We start from the raw sequence: 21,359 nt of genomic DNA, 5'->3' as shown, positions 1-21,359 counted from the left end.
TAGTCGCATTAGGGAGAGATCGACCCATGGCAACCTACTCCGATGGGCCGGCAACGGCCTTCAGCAGACGTACCGCAGCACGACTACTCCTCGGCGGATCACTCGCGGGGCTAGCGTCCGGCATCGGTACCGCCAACGCTGACGACAGTCCCAGTACGCTCGCGTTCCACTGTCCGTACGGGAAACGCGTCGAATACGCCTTCGAAGCCAGCGGCGATGTGACGGTGCTGGACCACGCCCCTAACCTCGATTTACCGGACGGTAGCGTCTCGGCCGACCGCGGGACAGAGATCGAGGACGGGTCCGTGACGGGTGCCGTGAACGGCGGGTACGACGTGTTCGCCTACGAGGGCGACCTGATCACGTTCGAGGTCACCGGCGGGGACTGCGCCGATCTCGAACTCTGGGACACCGGCAATCCCGTCGACGCGTGCGAACTCGCCGCACGGCTCTCGGATCCATACGGTGGGGTAGGTAGCGACCCGAAGGTCGTCACGACGTGTACCACCATCGAGGAGCCTGGGTACTACGTACTCGACGGCGACCTAACGGGCGGCGATCCGGACGTCTGCCTCGAGATCGCGGCCAACGACGTGGTCCTCGACGGCCGGGGATACGCGATCGAAGGCGGAACAGACGGTGGCGTGGGACTCCAGGTGACCGGCGACGACGCCGTCGTCCGGAACCTCTCGGCGGTCAGCTGGGACGTGTGCGTGCAGGTCCTCGGTGACCGCACACTCCTACAGGGAGCTACGCTCGAGAATGGGGATCGGGTGTTCGAGGACGAACCGGTCGACGACCGCACGATCGGACTCGATGTCGACGGGGCCGCCGGCTGCACAGTCAGGGCCGTCGAGATTTACGCCGGCCGCGAGGGCGCACGGTTCGTGTCGGCACCGGACGCAGTGGTTTTACACAGCTCGATCGAGGGCGGCGGCATCGAAGAGACGACGGGCAACGACGACCGGACCGATGGAGTGGTGCTGCGAGACTCAGCCGACGCGCTCCTCGCCGGCAACACGTTCACTGGATTTCGGTTCGGCGGCCTGGTCCAGGCATCCGACCGCGCCGTCTTCCGAAACAACCTGTTCGAGTCAGCCGACTTGGGGCTCCGTGGGCTGCAGATCTCGAACGCCGATGGACTCGTCATGGTCGACAACGCTGCCACGAGCTTCGCGGGCTTCGAACTTCTGGACGTCACCGACAGCGTCCTCCGGGGGAACGTGGCCAACGGCGCTGAAACCGTCGGCATCCGGATCGAGCACGGGTCGGGCAACGTGCTGGTCGAGAACACGGCCAACAGCAACGCAGATGGACCCGGGATCGAACTGGTCGAAACGGCGGAGAACGTGCTCTTCGAGAACACCGCACGCGACAACTCGTTCACCGGGAACGCGGGCGGGATCCGACTCGTTGACGCCGACGGCAACATCGTCGTCCGGAACACGGTCTGTGAGAACAACGGGCCCGACCAGATCATCGTCGACGGAGCTTCCTCGGGGAACCTGATTAGTGACAACGACACTACGTGCTCTCCTTGACGGCGACGCGTAGCCACGGGGACTTCCCGCTACCCGTGATCGGCGTTCGAACCGCTCTTCGTCGACGAACTTGACCTCCTACTTTTCGTCTCGCTTCGACCCCATTTCTCCCGATACGTGCCGAGTCCGCGGTACTCCTTCTTCCGCTCGAACGCTTCGATGGCGTAGATCACCGCGTTGTCCTTGTCCCAATTCGATGAGCACGCGGAAGTCTCCGACACCAAGATTGTAACCGGAGTGGTTCTTCAATAACACTGACAGTACCGCTCGAGTTGTGGGTCAAATTCGACGATGTGATCATGGACATTCGTGGCTACCCTCCGCATCGCAGTAGCCTGTCCCTCCGTCGTGACGGTCGTCCCGTAGTAGTGTTCCGTCCGGCGTGCCTCGTACAGGGTTTTGAGCGATTCGATGGTGGTATCTTCAAACGGAACTTGCCCTTTCGCGAACTCGTAGGGCGACGTATGATCCCGTAGCTCCCTCGCGTCAGTCCCGGTCATCGCCAGCAGGTATCCTTGTAGCGTGTGTTCGATAGTAATGAACGAATGCTCAAGGATTGCTCCGTAGTACTCGCCCAGTTCATCGATTCTGTTCGTCAGGTCGATGAGGCGGCAGGCTTTCTGTATCTGGACTTCACCGTCACTGGCATCAGAACCGGCATTTAGGGTGGGCTCAAACGTCGGTTGGCCGTGAGCGTGTCCGAAGGCATCCTCGGCCGTCGAAATTTCGTCAAGCAATTCGGCAGGATCACTCATGACCGAGCACCTCCAGTTTGGTTCGGTCGAGTGTCTCCGAAGAGAGGAGGGTAATCCCCCTCCCGAACAGTTTCTCGGCGTCTACCTGATCCGATTGGCTGATGATCGATTGTGGCGTCTCAACGAGGATTTCGAAGGAATGCCGTTGTGCGGATGCCCAGTCTTGCTCGTCCGCTTCCAATATCTCCTTCATATCGTCCCAGCGGCTTTCGAAATTGGCGCTCCGTGCATCTGCCACTGCGATGGTCGGTGGGATCTGGAGCCCCTCGAGGTGTTTTGCGAGTCTGTTTGCCTCGTGTCGTTGCTGCATGTGGTCCCCGTCGACGAGGACCCAGAGGTCAATATCCGATTGGCGGTCGGCTTCTCCCCGAGCAACGCTTCCGAAGAGAATGATTCCCAGTACGTCTTCAAGTTCGTCTTCGATATACTGACGGGCGATACGCACGGGTGTTTGGAACTGTGTTTGTGGGATGCTGCGTATCGGATCGTCTGGGTTATCGAGTCGATCTCTGTTGATGTGGACACGGCGTGCATTGCCTTTATGGAACGTCTCGACGAGTGAATTCGCTTCAAGAACGTTGACGGCCTCACGTGTCGCCCGCTCGCTGAGGGGAACAACCGTTGAGAGTTGTCGGATTGAGACGTTGATGTCGGGGTTGTCGCTAAGGAAACTGAGGATGTGCGTCGTCGCACTGTGCTTGAAGAGGTCAGAATCTCGAATGGGGAGTGCAAGTTCAATGGACAGACCGCTCTCTGGGTCGGGAGCATCACTTAGGTCCTGTGCCGAACTGTTATTCCTCATACGGCGTGATAGAACTCCCGGATATATATACTTTATAACGATTCTCGGAGCTGCTGGTCCAGGGCAGCTGCGGCACAGTCGGGTTGTGTAGAAGCGGGGTGGGAGTCGCTTCGCACTCACTCTCTTCGTACTTTGGGTGGCGTGTCGGGCCTGCCCACCACGGCAGGCGCCCACCCCGTTGGAGTGAAGGGCGGCAATGATGGTCAATACGTGGCCGTTGCGTGTCGACGCTGTGCGGTTTCGCCAATTCGGCTGTACACAGTCTGAATCCGGGATTCTCAGTGATGCATCGTCGCAACACCGCAATCACCCGTTGCACCGAGTGTTTACCAACACCGACCTGACACTCTCGATGAAATCGCTCGACCATCACCGAATTTCAACTGGCTAGATCGAGTAACTTTACACACCTTTAATAGGATAACACTCCCATGCTTAGTTGCGATTCAACGGAAACCGGCCACCAATGATCGCATTGCACAGAAAACCAACGCAATCACGTTGGTTTTCGTGGTCGGACAGGTGTTGTAGCACCTGACCGTTGGGTTGCGCCTCAAACCCATGTGTATCTACACATTTCAGCAGCAAGAAAGTACCGTTCACAACACCAGCAGGCAGTCACACCGGCATCTCGGACGACTGCATCACCGCGACACGCGAGCCGCAACGCCGGGGGTGCAGCGATGGTAACCGCGCCGTCGCCGTTCGACCGCACGAGCGACTATCTCGAAGAGACGGTCGATGAAGACAGGGTGCTCACGATTTGTTGGGTCTTGAGCAACCGGCGACGCCAGCTCCTTGTGCTTTACCTGCTTGGCAAACGCGAGGATGAGTGGGTATCACCAAGCGAGGTTGCGCGGTGGATCACAGGCATCGAAGACGATTGCCCGGCCGACAGCGCCACGGGCAAACCATATCGCAGCGTTCGGAATTCCCTTACTCAAACGCATCTCCCAGAGCTAGATGAGGACGAGATCCTCGAATATAAGAAGGGTCGAAAACGACTGCGGCGCGGTGATTCCTTCAACGCGGTCGCCGACGCATTGCTCACGCTCGCCTGCAACGCCTAAACTCGGTGAAGCAACTTGATGGCTGCATCGCAGTGGGACGGTTCGTTTTGTTGAATTGCCCGGTGCGATCGTTCGGATTACCTTGCACTCATGTTAGTCGTCGGCACTCGGAGTATTCACCACCTCGTCGATTTTGTTTCCGTCGGCCTCGAACACCGCCGTGATCGTGTTCATCAGGGGTGAAGCACTCCCTGAGTCACGATCGCACCAGGATCGCCGAAGCTTCTCGTTCATCGCAGTCGAATTCCAGGTTGAGGGTTCCCTGCACAGCCCGCCGGCCAACTGGAACACGTCCTCCCGATGTAGTTCATTGAACATCCGACACGCAGTTTGACGCGAATCGAATATCCAGACCGTGAACCCGGGGATATCGAGGAAATCCTGCCATTTGTCGATGAAATCGTTCACCGAATCTGTCGACGTGACGACCTCCACACCCATATCGTCCATCGTATCAACCGTTCGGAAACAGAGATCCTGTCGACGCCTCCCTTCTCGGACCGAGTACTCCTCGATTGGCGCGTCCGAATCGCGAAGGGACGAATCCGCCTCCATCGTCGCTCTGACAGTCGCGACGCCTTTTCGATGCAGTAGCGATTCGTTCTCCCACCCACGAAGGAACCCCGACCGGTCAGGGTCAGCTGGCTTTAATTCAACCGTATCACCAGTGTGGACCATGAACTCGTTGATCACATCCCTCGCATGCTGGGTTGGTACCCATTCGACCTGTCGCCGGCAAATGAACTGCGTCTCGAGATAGCCGCGCTCACGTAACCGTTCGAACGCATCATGGTCGAGCGTATAATTGAGCGATTCACACAACGCCTCGATACTAGGCTCATAATGCGTCCCAATGGCCCGCTCTCCCTCGCCAAATGGAAATGAGGCCTCGCAAAACCACCCCGCGATCGGGACGAGGATGTCGAAATCCTGCTCTCGCAGCCCCTGCAACCTCGCTCCAGATGGAAGATCCCACGTCATTGTGCGTGATCGTAGAAGTCTTCGAAGTAGGTCTTAATCTCATCCTGCGACGCTTCCAGCATCCCCGTCACCGTATGGACGATATTGCCGTTCCGGTCAGCGAAGTTCTTCTGTGCCTTCCACACTCGGCGGTTGAGGTTTCGTACTGCCCAGTTCTGCGGCTTCCTGATCTTGCCGTTACGGAACTTGAACATGTTCTGTTCGTGTACTCTATTCAGGATCTTGCACGCATGGACGCGATCCTCAAACAGCCAAACCACCCGGCGATCCATCTGTGTAACATTTCGCCACTTCTTCATGACGTCAAAGTAGTCCTCGTCTCTCGTGACAACCTCCGCTCCCCAGGGCCCGAAATTGTCGCTCGTGGTGATTTCGATATCTAACGTCCGCTCCTCATCTTGGTTCCGTGGATACATGTTAAGCCCGTGCTTATTCATTTTGTCCGGTGGAAGGGGGAACAACCAGTAGAAGTCGAGTTGCTGGCGGGCGATCTCAACGCCTTTGCGATGCAGTAGTGACTCGCCGTCATCGCCGGCCACCGGCGAATGTCTCGATCGGCCACCACGCCATCGAGGCCGGACGTGCTCGGCGTGCTCTTCGCAGGCAATCTCCATCTTCTCGAGGCCCTCTTGCGTCGGGACCCAGTCGACCTTCCGACGGCAGATCGTTTCTTCAGTGAACCACTTCGCTCCGAGCAATCGCTCATGCGCCTCTGGATCGTACTCGAGGCCCTTACTGAGGCACAGGTCCTCTAACGCTGGTTCGTAATGGCTCCCAATCTGATGCTTCTCATCCGCAATCGTGAACGATCTTCCATTGTACCACCCTAAGGCGACGAGCAACAGGTTGTAATCGGTGCGCTTGAGGTTCTGCTCCTTTGCTTCACTCGGTATGGTGTCAATCATACAAACCCATTGGGTGAACCGGGTACTTTTAAAACTCTGGGTGCGATCACCACGGAACCGCTGAAACGCCGGAAATTCGGGGTTTGAGAGGACGGAATGTCCCCGTCTAAAAAACTCGTTATCATCCGATTAGAAAAGCATACATCTCGATTCACCCAGTATCACCATCGCTCCGAGCAATGATCACGTCAGAACCACTGGTGAGAAAACGGCTAGTACAGCCGCTCACAAGTCCGTTATCGCCGATTTCAGAAGCAGGCCCGCCCGACACGAAGCTGGCGAATCCATGAATTGTGTGACGATGATGTCGCGATTTTCAAGGAAATTGTTATGCGGGAAGCGCGCTCGCCCGCAGTCTCATTGACCATTCTGGGGATGTAGTGAACGGTTAGATTCGGTGTCGACGACGGGGACTGAACAGCAGACCGCCACGGAAGCCTCCCGCTCCTCGGTTTACGCTTGCCGCGCGCCTCGCCACGCTTGGCTGCGGTGCTTGCGTCGACTAAACCGAGGAGCGGTCGGCCCTTTCCGGAGTCCCGCCCGGGCGGTATGGCGGTTGGCGCGAAACCTTTGGACAGTCACGTCTCGAGAAACCCCAGTGGTCAGTACAGAGGTCCTCCACATCACTGACGGAGTCGCGGCCGGGTACTGCGACGGATCAATCGGATATGTCGATGCGCTACTCACGTACTAAATCGAGACGAAGCACTGGAACGAACAGTATATTGCGCAACTTCAATCTCACCTCGGGGCTCGGAAGCGAGCAAGGTAGGCGACGTGGTACTTCGGCCGGTGCTCGACCAGTCTTGCCAGCACCGAAAAGAGGACGTGAAACGGGAGTACTCTGGTGTAGTTCGTCGGCCCCGGAAAGCTCCTGACCGCCTCGAGCTCCCAGCGACTGCACCCCTCGATGTCTTCGAGTCGGCCCCACGCGTACTCCGTCGGGAACCGGTCTTCCTCGTGATCGTCGATTCCCTGGAATTCGAACCAGAGTTTGTGAAACCAGAACGGTGTCGCATCGGCGATCCGCGCGTAGTAGTGGCGTGGATTGGGGACCAGGACCATGAACGTCCCTCCGGGTCGAAGGACGCGATCGATCTCGTTGAGCGCTGCATGGGGATCCGGGAGGTGCTCGAACACGTACCGGCAGAACACGAAGTCAAACGCGTCACCGGAGAGGGGCAGCCGGTGGGCATCACCAAGGACTTTCTGCGATACCTCGTTCTTCGCCAGCCCCGCTGGATTCGGATCGAGAGCGACGACGTCGCCCTTCGTTTCGATCCGCTTCCCGAGCCCGTCCTTGTCCCGTCCACACCCCAGGTGCAACGCTCGGTCGAAGTCGACGGCCGCCATCCAGAACGCGAAGATCTCCCGTCGATCGTACTTCGGGGGCGCGATCACGCGATCGACGCGAGTGTTCACGCTCCGGATAGCCGCTATCACCTTCATGCGCTCTCTGTGGGGCGAGGGCCAACGGACGGTTTGTTCTGATCATCATACCGCTTGATGTTTTGACTTCCTCCCCGCCGTGAACGGCGGGGCTTTCTCCTCGCACTTCCGTAATTGCCGGATAGGCTCGGTAGCTGACGTTTATAAACGACCTACAGCTTTGTTTCATCCGTAGTCGTTCCCTGTTCTGTACCGGCGGGTAACGAACGATCGCCAACCTATAACAGGTGCTGTCCCCCTTGTTGCGATATGCACCGGTCTTCGGTCGCGGTCGTCCTCGCCCTCCTCGTAATGGTTTCGCTCGCATCCGCTGGGTTGGCAGCGCCCTACGGCGTGAGCACGAACAACGACGTTAATGTCCCCGCTCAGACCGTGGACATCGACGGGAGTAGTTATCAGATCGATGCGGTTGGGAAAGTCTCGAAGGGCGATGAGATCACCGCAACCGTCTCAGTCGACGGCAATCAGGACTACAACCTTGATCTCTACAATCGCGATGAACAAGTTGAGGACTTTCGTGACGGAACTGGCGACGGCACTGTAACCTTCCCCACGGCAAACCTCGAACCAGGCACGTACGCGTTAGCCCTCCAAGTTGATGGCAGCGTCCAGGCGATCCACCCGGTCGTCGTCTCCGAATACAGTCTCTCTGTCGCTGCACCAGCGGACGCGACCGTTGGCGAGCCCTTCGACGTCAGTATTGAGGTCGGCGAACAGGTCGCTCCCGATGAGACCGTGGAAGTCGGGATCTATAAGGATGGGACCGAGATCAGGCGGACTGCGACCCACACCGGCGGCGGAACGTACGTCGCCACGGTCGATCCAGGTGCGACGGGTGACTGGGTCGTGTACGGCGCCGTCAGGGCTGACGGGGAGGCTGCTGGTTACCCGACCTCGACCGGCATCGCGAACGGCCAGATCGTGACGATCGAGAACGACGGTGGGAACGGTGACGACGGTGGAACTACTGATGGTGGGAGTGGCGATAACGGTGGAAGTACCGATGGCGGGAGTAGCGACGACGGAGCTGGGGACGGCGATGACGGTAGCAGCGACGATGGGGGCGGTCAGACCGATGACGGGAACACCACTGACGACGGGAGCAGTACTGACGATGGAAGTGGATCCGACGACGGGAACAGCTCGGACGAAGGATCGACGAATGACGGCTCCGACGGTAGTGAAGACGGCACCGATGACGGAACGTCGGACGAGACGGACGGTGACACTGACGACGGCAGCGACGACGGTGATGGTGCCGACGATGGGCCGATGGATCCCAACGACCCGGACTCCACCGGCAGCGAGTCCGATACTGCCACCGACGACGATGACGGGAGCCAGGACGACACATTGGCACTGTCGTGGCTAGTACCGATCGTCGCGGCAGTCTTAGCAGTCGCCGCGCTCCAACGCAACTGATCGTGCACCGACCGATCAAACGGCAATTGAGAGCGCGACCGATTGGAGTCCGCGAAATGCGAGCTGGCCGGCCAGCGGGCAAGCGACCGATCGGCATCAGGATCTTCCTGGACAGGTCTCCGCTACACCTTTGGCGACGGAGTGTGCGTCAGGTCCTATGAGCAGTGGTGCAGAAGTGACGTGTTCGGAGGTCCACCGGACCTACCAGATGGGCCGGCAGTCGCGACTCCGTCGTCTGCTCGGCCGCGAGCGGTCCGTTCCCGAGGTGAATGCGATCGATGGCGTCTCGATCGAAGTGGGACGGGGGGAGTTCGTCGGGCTGGCGGGCCCGAGTGGCAGCGGCAAGACGACGCTCCTCCACTTGATCGCCGGGCTCGAAACGCCTACGGCGGGGACGGTCACCGTTGACGGGGTGCGGCTCGACGAGCTATCTTCCCGGGAACGCACGCGGTTTCGCCTGGATACCGTCGGCGTTGTCTTTCAACGATTCCACTTGCTCGGGTCGCTCAGCGCTCGGGCGAACGTGGCTCTCCCGTTGCTCGAGCGCGGTGAGCCTAAGGCCAGGCGCCGCGAGCGGGCAGCGAACCTACTCGAGCAGGTCGGGCTGGGCGACCGCCTAGCTCATCGACCGGGACAGCTTAGCGGCGGCGAGCGCCAGCGCGTCGCAGTTGCGCGTGCGCTCGCGACCGATCCGTCGCTCGTCGTCGCCGACGAGCCGACCGGCGAACTAGACTCGGAGACAGCAGATCGCGTGCTGGACGCGCTGGCTGCGGTGACGGCCGATCGTACCGTCGTGCTTGCCTCCCACGACGATCGGGCACTCGACCGAACGGATCGCGTGATCGAACTCACCGACGCGGAGCGCACCCGCGCCGTTCCCACCACAGATGCAGTTTGAGCGGACTCGGGTTGCGGACAGCGATCTCGAGCCGGGGCTGCGATCCGGACATACAGCGTCCGGTGGCGATCGGCCCGATCGAGTGACACTGGGTGATGGGGCGTGATCCGCGATCGTCTCCGCCGCCTCGTCGGGCTGGCTGGCCTGGGCGTTCGCCGCGTCGTCGGACGCTCGACGGGTCCTGGTGGTCGACGCACGATCGCCGGCGTCGTCGGGACGGCTGTCGCCGTTGCGTTGCTCGTCTCCGTTACCGGCGTCGGCGTCGCGCTCGCCGCGGACGCGACCGTCCTCGGGAGCGATGTCGACTATTGGATCGTCCCCGAATCCGGTGAGAGCTCCGTGCTCGTTGCCTCCGACACCCCCGAACTGGGCTCCGTCCACGACGCGACTGCGCGTATCGACGACGGCGCCGACTACGCGACGCCAGTACTGACTCGACCGATACGGATGGAAGCCGGTAACGCCCAGGAATACGTGCTCGTCGTCGGGGTGATCGGAGCACCTGACGCGTCAAACGTTGCAGGCGCGTCCCCGCAAGCACTCACGCCCGGTGACCCGCACTACGCCAATGGGAGCTACGACGGCCCGTGGACCGGCGATCTGGTCGCGACTGAAGGCGCCGCTCGTGTGCTGGATGTCGACGAGAATGATGCCGTGACACCAACGGGGAGCAACCGGTCGTTCACTGTTGTGAACGTTGATCGATCCTCGGGCAGCCCGACGGTCGATCTGCCGATAGTACTGGTCCACCTCTCGGAGCTCCAAGTACTCGTGGGCGCCGATGAACACGACAGCGCGAACCAGTTCCTCGTGGCGACGAACGATCGTGGCGTTCGCTCGGAGCTGGCGGGCCTCTACGACGGCGCGACCGTCGAGACCCGCTCAAGTCTGTTGGCGCAGGAGACGGTCGACGAAGGGCTGCCGCTAGCGCTCGCGATCGCCGGGCTGCTGGCGGCACTGATCGTCGGCGTGTTATTCGTGTCGGTGACCATCGGGTTGGAGGTGCTCGATCAGGGCCCGGAGCTCTCGACGATGCAGGCGATGGGAATCGGTCGACGCAGTCGTTTGCTCGTGATTGGCGTTCAGACGCTGGCGACCGCGGCGGTCGGTGGGCTGCTCGGCGTGGCGCTTGGTTGGCTGGTCGTGTTCGGGATCGATCGTGGGATCGCGAGTGCCGTTGGCATTCCTGGTGCCGCGATGTTCCATCCACTGTTGATTCCCTACGGGATCGGGATCGCACTCGTCGTCGGCCTGCTTGCGCTTCCCCCCGTGCTTTGGCTGGTCGAACGGGCGAGCAGCGGGTCGAGGGTGATCTGACTGTGGGCCGGAGGGAACTACCCGTTGCACGGGGGGTGAGCTGACGTGTCGGAATCGACGCGGTTCCGGCGAACGAGGCGACTCACCGGCGCGGCAGGCATCGCCGTTGCCCGGCTCCGTCGCCGGCCGTTGCGGACGGTGCTCGCGGTCACTGGCGTGACGCTGGCCGTGCTCGCGGTCATTCTCCTGGCTGCAACCGGTGCCGGCGTGCTCGAGGTCGGCGCGACGCAGTTCGATCAGGCAGACCGGGATCTCTGGGTGAGCGCGGAAGGGACCAGCCTCTCACCTGCTCGTGGTGGCGGCTTCACGAACACGCTGACGGACAGCCACCAGGTCGCCAGCGAAATCGAAGCCCATCCAGACGTGGCGCAGGCAAATCCGATTGCGTTCCAATCGGTGTACATCGACGCCGGCGATGGTGAGTTCCAAACCATCATCGGCGCCGGGATCAGCGGCACCGGGAACTCCGTGTCGATCCAGTCTGGCCGGGACTTCTCGGCGCCGAACCGCCACTACGCGAATGGGAGCTACGACGGCGAGATGACTTACGAGGTAATCCTGGACAGCGACACAGCCGACCAGCTCGACGTCGGAGTGGGCGACACGGTCAGGATCGGCGGCTCGCTGGCAGCAGCTCGCGAGCACGAGTTTACCGTCGTGGCAATCTCATCGACCTTCAGGCAGCTGCTGGGATCGCAGACGGTCATTTTGCCGATCGCAGAGCTCCAGGAGATCACCGGCACAACCGAGCGCGATCCAGCGACGTTCGTCACTGCCGTGACCGAGGACGGCGCGGGGCCCGAGGCCGTTGCGACGGAGATCGAGGAGCAACATCCCACGCTCTCGGTGCGGACCAATGAGGAGCAGCTCCTCGCGGTGTTGCGTCAGCGTGCATCCGTACTGGTCGCCGGAGCAGCGCTTGTGATCGTCGCCATTCTCGCCGGGTTGACGTTGACTGCCAGTCTCCTCTGGTTGTACGTCCACCACCAGCGGGCGACGTTCGCCGCCCTGCTTGCACAGGGCGTCTCCCCGTGGACGGTCGTCGCAACGATCGCCGTCCAAGGGCTCGTGATCGCTTTGCTTGGCGCGCTCGTCGGCGTCGTGCTGGCGGTTCCGGCCGGGGTCGTGCTTTCGCAGGTTGCAGCGTCGCTCGTCGGCTTTTCTGGGCTCGTGACGGTGGCGCCGTGGATGCTGGGACTCGGTGCCGGCATCGCGTTACTCGTCGGGACGATCGTTGCGGTCGTCTCGACTGGCGCGTTGTTGCGCGGCGGCTTGGCCGTCCCGCGGAAGTGAGTTGGGTCGAAGCAGTTGTCGGGCCGGCACCAAACTGATTGTCTGAATGGTATCCTACGTGATTGGTGGTATCCCGGATCCGGTCGATTTGACGGAAGGTATCAAGGTGCAAGCCTCGCCCTTTAGGGCGGGGTAAACCGACACGAAGAGACCCAAACCACTAGACGATAGCCAGCTGCGGTGCCCACGTTTAAGTGACAGTCTATCAAAACTAAATGCATGGACGCGCGGACTAACCAACTCACTGCGAGCTTCCCGACCGAGACGGCGAAGCACGTGTTCTGTGAGTTCGCCGCTGCGTCCGACGCCTGTTACAACTCAATCAACTACCGCCGCCAACAAGCGTACTTCACTGACGGCGAGAATGTCTGGGAGGCCCCAGTCCGTGAATTGCGTGACGAGTACGTTCCAATCATCGGGAGCGGAACGTTCGATCAAATAGAACGCAAGAACGCCGATGCGTGGGAATCGTTCTTTGAATTGCTTGAGGACTACCACGACCCTGAGAACCAGTCCGTAACAGAGAAACCCTCCGTACCGGGCTACTGGGGAAGCCGGTCCGAGGGATATCCGCTCCGAACACTCATTCGAAACGACCTGTACGAGTTCGAGTGGGGTGAAGACGGGTCAACCGTCGAATTCACCATCGGGCAAGCGCTCAAGGAGACGTACGGCTACGGCCACTACGAACGGCTTCGACTGGACGTGCACGGAGACACGCGTTGGACGGGCAAGGACGGGCAACTCGAACTGTGCTACGATGAGGACTTCGACGTGATTCGTGTCAACCACACCGTGCGGCAGCCAGCCCTTCGCACGGGTGGTCACTCATACACCCAGACGGGACACACGAACCGCCTCGAATCTTCTTCAGACGCACGGTTCGCTGCCATCGATCTCGGCGCGAACAACACTATCACTGCCGTCACCAGTGCCGGTGAAGCCGTTGTTTGCAACGCCCGGTCAGAGTTTCAACGATTCCGCTCATTGTCCGAGCGCATCGCCACACTCCAATCCCAACTGGCGACAGACTCGTACTCTTCACGGCAAATCCGTCGAACGTTCGCACGGCGGGGTAACCGACGCGATCACCACCTCGACGCCACCGTCCGCCTCGTCGCCGAGTGGCTGCACGAGACTGGTGTCGAACACGTCGTTGTAGGTGACCTCACGAACGTTCTCTCAACGCACTGGAACGCTCGCGTCAACGAGAAGACGCACGCGTTCTGGAGCCACGGAGGTCTCATCGACCGCATCGAGGTTACGTTCGAGGAAATCGGGGTTGACTGGTCGGAGGAATCCGAGACAGGATCGTCTTCGACGTGCCCAGCGTGTGGCTCTGAACACGTCGAACGGGACGGCGATTCGTTCGACTGTCTGGACTGTGGATACCGTGGGCACTCGGACGTGGTTGGAGCGACGAACCTGCTCGTAGAGCATACAGACGCATCGGCTTTAGAGATTGGGCTGATGGCACAGCCTGCTGGCCACGATGCTGAACGCTCGTGGCGTGGAGACCTTCAGGTCACACACCTCAAGTGGGACGATCACGCGTGGATACCGACTCACACGAGTGAGCGGGAACGCGCGGATCACTCGACCAACGAGGCGTCAGCGAACCCGCAAGTTCACCCGGCGCGATAGCTGGCTGCATCGCACTCGGGGAATCCTCGCTGTTTACCGCGAGGGGATGTCAATGTGTGGCAAATACCTACAGTACTCGGTTGGATTTGCAGGATTGTAACGCGAATTTACACAACACAACGTCGATTCACTGACAGCACGGTTGGACGTGCTGATCGATCGGTCAGATACATCCCTGTAGACGGTTCGAATGGGAACTTCACTCTTCAGATGATCAATATTCGGGAAAACTCTTCCACGCCGATTACCGCAAGAATCGGAGTGTAATGCTGGCTGATATATGGAAACAATTTTACGACTAACACAAAATCATGGAGTATATGTTACAGCGAAGGTCGACGGGTTCGCGGCGAACGCCTATCTCGGTCGGGTTCGGTCCAACCGATCGGAGGTCGGATTCAACGCGGTCATCCACAACGTGCTACGAATCCCAGTCCAACCCCCCGTCACAACCGTCCAAATCCTCTCTCAGGCGGGGATTTTCCACTGCATCGATAAACAGTTCACTCGCTGACGGTCGGCACCAACAACATACGGTGGGCCAGTGACCATGGTTGGAACTACCTCTTGGTCGGAACTGGCGTCGTCCAGAGCAGCGGCCGGCGCGACAGTCCTGTCCATACTCCTTGTCGTCGGTGCGGCTCTCGCAGTGGCCGGCACAGGCGCCGCTGCCGGCGGTGCACCCTCCGCATCGCTTGACGTCAGCGGCCCGGCGACCGCGCCCGCAGGTGAGAACGTCACGATTACGTACGCCGTCACCAACTCGAACGGATCGACTGCGGACTACAGTCTCATCACGCAGACGCCCGACGACTGGACCGTCGCCGACAACGCTTCCGATGATGGCACTTGGTCCAGTGACACGAACGTGACCTTCTCAAACGTCGCCGACGGTGACACCGTTGAAGCGACGATCACGTACGAAGCGACCTCGCCAACGGAGTCGGTCTATCTGTTCAACGCCAGCGTTGCCAACGTTGACACGAAGACAATCGCGGCGAATGCCACGCATCCGGTGGTCGTCCCGGAGAACGTGGCCTGGGAGGGCGCTCCGCTACCCCTCCGTGCTGACACCGACAGTGCAGCCACCGTGGTGGACAATCAGGGTGTCTACATCCGGAATGCGGACGGCCAGGAGCGCTCGGTGAACCGCGACGAGCTCGCCGTCTACGATGCTGGGACGACGATCCCGATTAACCTCAACTCGGTGAATCCCGGTGCGAACCTCGACCAGTTCGACGGCGAGGAGGTCCGCTTCCTCGTCGGCCACATCGCCGAGCAGCCCGACACGAGCGCGGCCTCGAATGTCTCGAGTTCAACGATTCCGCGATCGATCACGGACGCCCAGAGCCTGCTGACAGCAGAGAACATCAGCGAGATCAACGCGAACGTAAACTTCTCACGACCGGTCTCGTCGAGCACACTGGACAGTAGCAACGGGCTCAGCTTCGATCTCGATGCCTCCGATCCTGGCCAGTACGGGATCATCGCCGTCAGCGGCGAGCGGCTCTTCAAGGTGAACGACGGTAACGTCACTGCGGCCGGTCCCTCCAACGGCACCGTCATCGGTGTCGAGGGCGTCGCAGTCCAATCCGGCGCTTCTGACATCGATGCGCCCGACAACGTCGAGCCAGGCGATACAGTGCAGCTGGGAGTTGATACTGATCTTTCGGGCAACGTTAGCCACGCCGTCGCGATCTACCACGAGGACACGTGGACGAACTCACGGACGAACCTCAACCTCACCGAGCCGCTCTCGACGGACATGACGACCGACGACGTGATAGTCGAACATGAGATCACGGGACTCAACGGCGTTGTCTGGGGTGCGGCGAACGTCGACCTCCTCGGCATGTCGTTCTCCGAACGTCGCGCGTCCGGCACGGTACTCGTTGACGACATCGTTTCGACGGCTGCGAACGAGGCCGGTGTCGACAAGCCGAAGACGGTGCCGATCGGATCGACGACGTTGGACGGCTCTACCGTCGCTGTCGCTGACGTCCAACCCGATGGAACGGTCGTCGTTCCGACGTTCGGTAACTGGACGGAAGGCGAGTACCGGTACGTCCACGTCGCCAGCGAGAACGACAGCACGCGTGCCTTCGAGACCAACACCGGAACGCTCTCCATCGAAACGCCAGCTGACGGTGGCGACGACGGCGACGGTGGTGGCGGATACTACCCACCACCGAGTGACGGCGGCGATGAGGGCGGCCTCACGTTCGAAGACATCCAGATCTCCAGCACGGAGATTCAGTCCGGCGGCGATCTCGAAGTCTCGATGACCGTCCGCAACACGGGCGATAGTGGTATCAGCCGATCGCTCACGCTGTACGCTGGCGATACCGCCCTCGATACCCAGACCGTGACGATGGGCGGTGGGGCCTCCCTGGACGTTACGTTCCAGGGAACGATTGAGGAGCCGGGAACCTACGACCTGGTCCTCAATGGAACGACGGTGGGAACGGTCGAAGTGACAGGGTCACAAGATCCCGGCGAACCATCGATCGCCGTGAGCAGTACGGATCTCTCCGCGTCCACGATCACCGTCGGCGAATCGGTGACTGCAACCGCGACCGTCGAGAACACCGGTGACACCGAAGGCGAATCGACCATCGAGTTCAGCGTCGATGGTGAGGTCGTCGACGAGCAGACCGTCACGGTCGCCGCCGGAGGGTCCACCACGGTCGAGTTCACCCGAACGTTCGACCAAGCGGGTACCTACGAACTCGCGATCGGTGACGCCTCGCTGGGCGACCTCACCGTCGAGGAAGCGCCATCCAGTGGCGGCGACGACGGGTCGCCGATCCTCCTGATCGTGGTGGTACTCGGTGTGCTCGTCTCGGCGGTCCTGGGATACCTCTACTACATCGGGGAGCTTGCGACCATCGTCGCGGACATCCGGAGCCGCTTCGAGTAGCCCAACCGCTCGATCGCGCCCGGACGGGCGCTTCGCGGACGTCGTTGATGCAGCATTTTTTCGCGGGCGGGGAACGTGGTCGGTCCGCTCATCAAATCTAAAAGCCACCTCACCAGACTCTGGATCACGCTACCGTCGGTGTCCGGCGGCGTCGCTTGCGAGACTCGTCACTCAGCGGTAGGATCGTACAAGGATCAGCGGGGAATCGAGGGGGCCACAGGTGGTAGACTGAGCGAGCGGCGGAATGCCGCATCCCCCCGTCCCACGATGCCCCGTGGCACTGCGTGGGGCAGCCGGGTCTTGTTAGCCAGGGTGAATAAAATATTTGGCCGAATGCCGACAGGCCGAGCGACAGGGCACGTCGTCGGCTCCTCACGAGTCTGTGATTGTCGTTGTCGCGGCCGATCATCGCCGCTCAGGACGCCTCAATTGCGCACACGCTCCCGTCGCGACACCCGACGGACAGTACTGACGGCATCGTCGCAATCGTAGCGCCAGCGGGCATCGCCGGTAGCTGCGTTGGGATGGCCGAATTGCATCCAGGGATACCGCCCGTAAACTCTGACTCCAAACAACGTAGTTTTATTTCGGATCATGAGTAATATCTTGCTGTCGATCGTCGATTGATCCGCTCACAACCGAGAGACGGGTCGATAGTGAACGAAACCACGCAAATGCAATGAGAGGGGAACACGAAACCGAGCGTTTCGATCGGGACCGGTGGATGGCATCGGTCGCCGGGCGGACGCTTCTCGTGACTGTACCGGAACGTGATCGATCAGTTGGGCAGGAGGCCGCTGGACGGACAGAACCCGTGGAATGTGGCCTCTGTGAGACAGTCGTGCTGCCCTTGGCGGAGGGCGACACCGAGTGTTGCCCGATCTGTGGGTTCGCGGTCTAGTTCGAGCAGATCAGGTGAGCCCGAAGCCGTGATCGAGCCGATCCAGCAGCGTTCCAACTGACACAGCTACGGATCGATTTCCCGTCACCATACCCACGGTGCCTCGGCTGGCATGCAACGACGCGCTCTTGTTCGATCTGACTTCTGAAGGGCGCCGATGCTCGGTTGATGACGGAGCTTTCTCGCCTGCCGTGAGCGTGCCGTGAACAGACAACAGTCTCGAGGGCAACCCCCGTGTCATCCACCTCGTACCGCCTGTGGAATCGAGCACCTCAGACCCCAAGACACACCGTAGTCAACGGTGTGTTCAGCTGCAATTCGCCGGTCCAGCTGTCCCGGCGACACCCGATCACGGAGGTAACCCGATCGCGTGCAGCGTTCCATCCCGACAGCCGACGTAGATGGTGTCGTCCGTGACCGCGGGCGAGGAGTACACACCGTCACCGCACTCATAGCGCCACCGAACGTCTCCCGTGTGGGCATCGAATGCATACAGGTGCGTATCCCAGCTGCCGACGTAGACGGTGTCGCCGTCAACGGCTGGGGAAGCGAATACCTCGGCGCCCGTTTCCGCTGTCCACAGTCGCTCGCCAGACTCGGGATTGAACGCGTAGACGTTGTTGTCGTAGCTGCCAACGTACACGGCGTCGTCGGTCACGGCCGCGGAGGACCAGATCCGGCCGTCGGTGTCGGCGCGCCAGCGGGGCTCTCCGCTTGCAGCCTCGAGCGCGTGGAGCGTGCCACCGTGCGTGCCGACGTACACCGTCTCGTGGGCGACCGCGGGCGAGGCACGAACCTGGCCGTCGAGCTCGCGGTGCCAGCGAGACTCGCCGAGTGCGGCATCGAGAGCGTACAGCATGCCGTCGTCGTCGCCCACAAACGCTGTGTATTCGTCGGCAGTTGCAGCAGCGTCGGCGCGTGGAACGACTGCCGGCGAAGAGAACACGGTTTTGCCGGTATCGAACGACCAGATCGTCTCGCCGGTCGCGGGATCGAGCGTGGTGATTGTGCCGTCCCAACTACCGATGTAGACGGCGACGCCGGCCTGGGTTTCGGAATCTCCGGATGCCGGTGGGAGCGGTGCGATCGCTGGGGAGGCAAACACGGCGTCATCCGTTTCGGCGGTCCATCGGCACTCACCGGTGGCCGCATCGAGCGCGTACACCGTATCGTCGTACCCGCCGACGTAGACGGTCCGCTGTGGAGACTGCGCCCCGGACTCATTCGCGACGAGAGAATCGGCCACCGCAGGCGAGGAGCGAATGACAGCGTCTGTCTCGGTCTCCCACCGGATGTCGCCGCTGTGAGCGTCGAGCGCGTAGAGACAGCCGTCCCAGCTCCCGACGTAGACAGTGCCGTCGACGATCGCTGGCGACGACTGCACGCGCGGGCCGAGTATTGTAGCCCAGCGGCGCGTGGGCGTCGTCGAAGACTCCTCTGCCGACGTCGTACCTGCGCGGACGACGCCAGTGTTGGCGGCGTCTGCGCGGAAGCTCTGCCACCCTCGCGTCTGCGTTCCGCCGTCGGGGTATACGGTGTCGTCGGACATGCTCCTGACCTGTCCGCTCCACACCGCCGAGCCGGTGTGGCCGCTATTGGACAGTCACGAGTCCGCCCGCTTTCTTCAAAGGTAGAAGCCAGCTAACCAAACATAATCGAGGAGTAGCAGCTATGTACTCTCTATCTAGTGATGTTGGAAATCACGAGAGCCAGCACCGAGCGCGGGCGTAACCGTCACCGACGCCTCCCCGAGCTCGGAGACGACCGTCGAGTCCGGCGAGCGGTTCATCGTCGAACTGGACGTCCGGAACGACGGCGAGAGCACGGCCGATCGGACGCTGACGCTCGCCGATGGTAACACGCAGCTCGACGAGCAGACGGTCACTCTCTGACCCGATGCCGAGCAGACGTTCGTATTCGCTGGAAGCATCGAGGACCCCGGAAGCTACGAGCTAACCGTCGGCGACGACACGACCATTCCCGTGATAGTAGCCGAAGCCGACTCTCCGGACGACGACGAAGCGCCGGTTGATACCGGCGATGAGTCGGATTCGGGATCCGACGACACGGGCGACGTGGAACCGATCGACGACGAGGAATCGTCCGAGTCCGACGAGCTACCCGGATTCGGCGTCGTCCTTGCGCTGCTCGCGCTCGTACTCGGCGTTGGTGCTCGATTCCGTCGGTAGTCCCCAACAGGTCAGCAACCGAAGCCTTCGAACACGGAGGGAGCTTGAAACCCGGTCAATGGGATCATCGGCCAATTGATCGGAGTTGAGAGTAGATTCAATGGCGCGGTGCATGACGATCGGGGGCGGCGATGACTCGGGAGAATTCAGCCGGACCTCAGTGGGAACTCTGACTCGGGGTTTAACACCACTCAGTGACTGAAACAGTGCCCTCACTCGGATAATTCAGAGGTTGGAGACTGTAGGGCCGCCTGGCAAGCGGTTCCATTTGCGGTCAATGGTACCGTAGCGCTGTTCGCAGTGCAGTTTCATCGCGGCCCGTAGCGATCTGCTCCGCGAATTCCCGGGTCTGGTATCCAGAACAAGACGGCAATCGGACTTTTTCAGACCCCAGGGGCGATACGGTGCGAGGGGATTGCAGGTCGTCAGCGGAGACGTCAGGGGACCAACGCTACGGTTGTGTGCGTGCAAGGGGCGCCACGGGCAGGTGATGGATGGTGTAGCGAGGCCAGCTCCCCCTGTCCACGCCGCCACGGCATCACATCGCCAAGTCGACGGGACGGAAAAGCTGTTGAGGGCAATCATACTAAATGCTAATGGGTTTGCATTTCTGAGTATCAGATCAGTTCGTCTGTGGATTGGTAGGTTATTAGTTCAATCGTTGAAAACGATTGGAAATTGAGAGCGCGGATTGGCCCCGTATTGACATCCTCCTCGCCCTGAAGGGCGGGGCTTTCTCCTTGATTCTCCGTACCCTATCGACGTACTCTGCCCAGAACTCGCCGGTAGCCGAAACTGCGGATCTGCTACCCGGTCGGCTGTCCTCGAACCGGCATTCGGCACTCACGAATCGTCTCAATCGTCGGCATCATCCGCATCATCGTCCTCGAGGATCACTTGGCCCCGACCACGCCGTCGCCGTCGATATCTACGCCCTCGGTCACGTAGCGGCCGCCGGCGACCTGGACGTCCTCGTCAGTGTCCGAGGTGACGGTCTGCGTCGCGCTCTCCGCCGTCACCGTATAGTACGCCAACTGGTCGTCGGGCACGGAAGGCTCGGCCTCTTGGGCCTGTGCGGCCGGCCCGAGCGCGCCGAGTGCCGCGAGGGCGCTGGCCGCACCCAGCATCCGTTGGCGGGATAACTCGCTCATCACCGTCACAGACGGCACCGAGCGACAAGTTGGTAGTTCCCAGCTCCGGCGACATGACTCCCGATACGGGCGAGTCGGTCGTCAGTTCCGCACGACAACCGTTCACTTCGCTGGTATAGGT

17 protein-coding genes are annotated in these 21,359 nt (G+C 61.0%); 9 read left to right on the top strand and 8 right to left on the bottom strand.

Going from position 1 to position 21,359, the window contains the following annotated elements; all coding sequences use genetic code 11:
• Nucleotides 1-26: 26 nt before the first annotated feature.
• Nucleotides 27-1,541 carry a right-handed parallel beta-helix repeat-containing protein gene (locus MXF70_RS01915; protein WP_248516921.1) on the top strand — a complete coding sequence of 505 codons (1,515 nt, stop codon included), beginning with the start codon at nt 27-29 and terminating at the stop codon, nt 1,539-1,541.
• Between the two features lie 245 nt (nt 1,542-1,786).
• On the opposite strand, the gene MXF70_RS01910 is transcribed toward MXF70_RS01915, so the two are convergent.
• Nucleotides 1,787-2,296 (bottom strand): DUF8154 family protein, encoded by a 510-nt coding sequence (locus tag MXF70_RS01910; protein ID WP_248516920.1) that lies wholly within the window; start codon nt 2,294-2,296, stop codon nt 1,787-1,789.
• The gene (locus MXF70_RS01905; protein WP_248516919.1) at nt 2,289-3,098 is read right to left on the bottom strand and encodes a nucleotidyltransferase domain-containing protein; all 810 of its coding nucleotides are present in this window, start codon (nt 3,096-3,098) and stop codon (nt 2,289-2,291) included. Before MXF70_RS01905 ends, MXF70_RS01910 begins: the two co-directional genes overlap by 8 nt.
• Before the next feature lie 683 nt (nt 3,099-3,781).
• Between MXF70_RS01905 and MXF70_RS01900 the strand changes: the two genes are divergently transcribed.
• Nucleotides 3,782-4,168 (top strand): DUF7344 domain-containing protein, encoded by a 387-nt coding sequence (locus MXF70_RS01900; RefSeq protein WP_248516918.1) that lies wholly within the window; start codon nt 3,782-3,784, stop codon nt 4,166-4,168.
• 93 nt (nt 4,169-4,261) lie between these two features.
• Here the strand turns inward: MXF70_RS01900 and MXF70_RS01895 are convergent, their stop codons facing one another.
• The 3 genes from MXF70_RS01895 to MXF70_RS01885 form a co-directional block, all read right to left on the bottom strand.
• Nucleotides 4,262-5,149, bottom strand: coding sequence for a hypothetical protein (locus MXF70_RS01895; protein ID WP_248516916.1), 888 nt, complete (start codon nt 5,147-5,149; stop codon nt 4,262-4,264).
• Nucleotides 5,146-6,054: a hypothetical protein gene (locus MXF70_RS01890; protein ID WP_248516915.1), complete on the bottom strand. Its 909-nt coding sequence runs from the start codon at nt 6,052-6,054 to the stop codon at nt 5,146-5,148. The genes MXF70_RS01895 and MXF70_RS01890 overlap by 4 nt, the downstream gene beginning before the upstream one ends.
• A 741-nt stretch (nt 6,055-6,795) precedes the next feature.
• The gene (locus tag MXF70_RS01885) at nt 6,796-7,476 is read right to left on the bottom strand and encodes a class I SAM-dependent methyltransferase (RefSeq protein ID WP_248516914.1); all 681 of its coding nucleotides are present in this window, start codon (nt 7,474-7,476) and stop codon (nt 6,796-6,798) included.
• 276 nt (nt 7,477-7,752) lie between these two features.
• Between MXF70_RS01885 and MXF70_RS01880 the strand changes: the two genes are divergently transcribed.
• The 6 genes from MXF70_RS01880 to MXF70_RS01855 all read left to right on the top strand — a co-directional run bounded on the left by MXF70_RS01880 (nt 7,753) and on the right by MXF70_RS01855 (nt 16,997).
• Complete coding sequence (locus tag MXF70_RS01880; RefSeq protein WP_248516912.1) at nt 7,753-8,925, top strand: hypothetical protein; 1,173 nt, start codon at nt 7,753-7,755, stop codon at nt 8,923-8,925.
• A 157-nt stretch (nt 8,926-9,082) separates the two neighbouring features.
• Nucleotides 9,083-9,823 (top strand): ABC transporter ATP-binding protein, encoded by a 741-nt coding sequence (locus tag MXF70_RS01875; protein WP_259370384.1) that lies wholly within the window; start codon nt 9,083-9,085, stop codon nt 9,821-9,823.
• Nucleotides 9,824-9,925: 102 nt separating this feature from the next.
• On the top strand, nt 9,926-11,140 hold the full coding sequence (locus MXF70_RS01870; protein ID WP_248516911.1) for an ABC transporter permease: 1,215 nt from the start codon (nt 9,926-9,928) through the stop codon (nt 11,138-11,140).
• Nucleotides 11,141-11,185: 45 nt separating this feature from the next.
• Nucleotides 11,186-12,433 carry an ABC transporter permease gene (locus MXF70_RS01865; RefSeq protein WP_248516910.1) on the top strand — a complete coding sequence of 416 codons (1,248 nt, stop codon included), beginning with the start codon at nt 11,186-11,188 and terminating at the stop codon, nt 12,431-12,433.
• Nucleotides 12,434-12,652: 219 nt separating this feature from the next.
• Entirely contained in the window at nt 12,653-14,077 is a 1,425-nt protein-coding gene (locus tag MXF70_RS01860) for a transposase (RefSeq protein ID WP_248516909.1), read from the top strand.
• Nucleotides 14,078-14,726: 649 nt separating this feature from the next.
• Nucleotides 14,727-16,997: a CARDB domain-containing protein gene (locus MXF70_RS01855; protein ID WP_248516907.1), complete on the top strand. Its 2,271-nt coding sequence runs from the start codon at nt 14,727-14,729 to the stop codon at nt 16,995-16,997.
• Between the two features lie 1,250 nt (nt 16,998-18,247).
• Here the strand turns inward: MXF70_RS01855 and MXF70_RS01850 are convergent.
• Nucleotides 18,248-19,447: a beta-alanine-activating enzyme beta-propeller domain-containing protein gene (locus tag MXF70_RS01850; RefSeq protein WP_248516905.1), complete on the bottom strand. Its 1,200-nt coding sequence runs from the start codon at nt 19,445-19,447 to the stop codon at nt 18,248-18,250.
• A gap of 135 nt (nt 19,448-19,582) precedes the next feature.
• Nucleotides 19,583-19,759 (bottom strand): hypothetical protein, encoded by a 177-nt coding sequence (locus MXF70_RS01845; protein ID WP_248516903.1) that lies wholly within the window; start codon nt 19,757-19,759, stop codon nt 19,583-19,585.
• A gap of 121 nt (nt 19,760-19,880) precedes the next feature.
• Between MXF70_RS01845 and MXF70_RS01840 the strand changes: the two genes are divergently transcribed.
• Complete coding sequence (locus tag MXF70_RS01840; RefSeq protein WP_248516902.1) at nt 19,881-20,087, top strand: PGF-CTERM sorting domain-containing protein; 207 nt, start codon at nt 19,881-19,883, stop codon at nt 20,085-20,087.
• A gap of 893 nt (nt 20,088-20,980) precedes the next feature.
• Here the strand turns inward: MXF70_RS01840 and MXF70_RS01835 are convergent.
• Nucleotides 20,981-21,238 (bottom strand): hypothetical protein, encoded by a 258-nt coding sequence (locus MXF70_RS01835; RefSeq protein WP_248516901.1) that lies wholly within the window; start codon nt 21,236-21,238, stop codon nt 20,981-20,983.
• Nucleotides 21,239-21,359: the final 121 nt, after the last annotated feature.

Origin of the sequence: Salinarchaeum laminariae, from assembly GCF_023204835.1 — an archaeon.
GTDB lineage: Archaea > Halobacteriota > Halobacteria > Halobacteriales > Salinarchaeaceae > Salinarchaeum > Salinarchaeum laminariae.
Note: the sequence above shows the minus strand (reverse complement) of the source record. Positions and strands in the feature narration are given on the sequence as shown.

Excerpts from the sequence above, each read along its gene's own strand:
- MXF70_RS01915 (WP_248516921.1), top strand. The coding sequence starts at position 27 with ATGGCAACCTACTCCGATGGGCCGGCAACGGCCTTCAGCAGACGTACC.
- MXF70_RS01910 (WP_248516920.1), bottom strand. The coding sequence starts at position 2,296 with ATGAGTGATCCTGCCGAATTGCTTGACGAAATTTCGACGGCCGAGGAT.
- MXF70_RS01905 (WP_248516919.1), bottom strand. The coding sequence starts at position 3,098 with ATGAGGAATAACAGTTCGGCACAGGACCTAAGTGATGCTCCCGACCCA.
- MXF70_RS01900 (WP_248516918.1), top strand. The coding sequence starts at position 3,782 with ATGGTAACCGCGCCGTCGCCGTTCGACCGCACGAGCGACTATCTCGAA.
- MXF70_RS01895 (WP_248516916.1), bottom strand. The coding sequence starts at position 5,149 with ATGACGTGGGATCTTCCATCTGGAGCGAGGTTGCAGGGGCTGCGAGAG.
- MXF70_RS01890 (WP_248516915.1), bottom strand. The coding sequence starts at position 6,054 with ATGATTGACACCATACCGAGTGAAGCAAAGGAGCAGAACCTCAAGCGC.
- MXF70_RS01880 (WP_248516912.1), top strand. The coding sequence starts at position 7,753 with ATGCACCGGTCTTCGGTCGCGGTCGTCCTCGCCCTCCTCGTAATGGTT.
- MXF70_RS01875 (WP_259370384.1), top strand. The coding sequence starts at position 9,083 with ATGAGCAGTGGTGCAGAAGTGACGTGTTCGGAGGTCCACCGGACCTAC.
- MXF70_RS01860 (WP_248516909.1), top strand. The coding sequence starts at position 12,653 with ATGGACGCGCGGACTAACCAACTCACTGCGAGCTTCCCGACCGAGACG.
- MXF70_RS01850 (WP_248516905.1), bottom strand. The coding sequence starts at position 19,447 with ATGTCCGACGACACCGTATACCCCGACGGCGGAACGCAGACGCGAGGG.
- MXF70_RS01835 (WP_248516901.1), bottom strand. The coding sequence starts at position 21,238 with ATGAGCGAGTTATCCCGCCAACGGATGCTGGGTGCGGCCAGCGCCCTC.